Consider the following 649-nt stretch of genomic DNA (forward strand, 5'->3'; position numbering starts at 1 on the left):
GTGGGAGGTGCAGACAGCATTCACTGTCGGTTTTCTTTTCCTGTCTTCTGCAGTGCCGCTTCAGGTTTCGGCTGAAGCAGTCTCTGCCGGGTACTGCACCGGCGCTTTACCGGACGGTGTCTGAACCGGACCTTTAGGTGACGGCCCTGCTGGTCCTCCTCGGTGACCGGCAGCGGGGCCGTCATGAATACAGGCATCGGTGCTGCGGCAGCCGGACGATCCGATCCTGCCTGCCGGGTCCGCCGGCTTCCAGCTGCTGGCCCGCAGGCGCGGGGTATGGCCGGGCGGCCTGCGTGTTGATGGTGTCGCTGCGACCTTGGGAAAAGGCTCGGGACCGCCGAAGATCGCGCATCAGCACTGGTAGTTTTCCTTTCCATGAGGTGTCGGGGGGACACAGGGGGAACCGCCATGACCGAAGACAATGCCGGCCCGCGTACCAGGGTGCTGGTCGTGGAGGACCATACGACCTTCGCCGAGCTGCTGACCGGGGCCCTGGACCGGGAGCCGGACCTGACCAGCATCGGGTACGCGACAACCGTGGCCGCCGGCGTTGCCCTGTTCCTGAAGTCACGGCCGGAGGTGGTGGTCATGGACTACCACCTGCCCGACGGCGACGGCCTGGACGCAGCCCAACAGATCCTGGCCCGGG

The 649-nt window shown here is 66.1% G+C and carries 1 protein-coding gene; it reads left to right on the forward strand.

Features of this window, described 5'->3' with window-relative positions; translation table 11 throughout:
• Positions 1–408: 408 nt before the first annotated feature.
• Positions 409–649 (forward strand): response regulator transcription factor (locus AC5RWU_RS24485; protein ID WP_493986765.1); only part of this gene is annotated, 241 nt, incomplete at its 3' end.

The sequence above is a fragment of the Arthrobacter sp. B0427-1-12 genome, assembly GCF_059092905.1.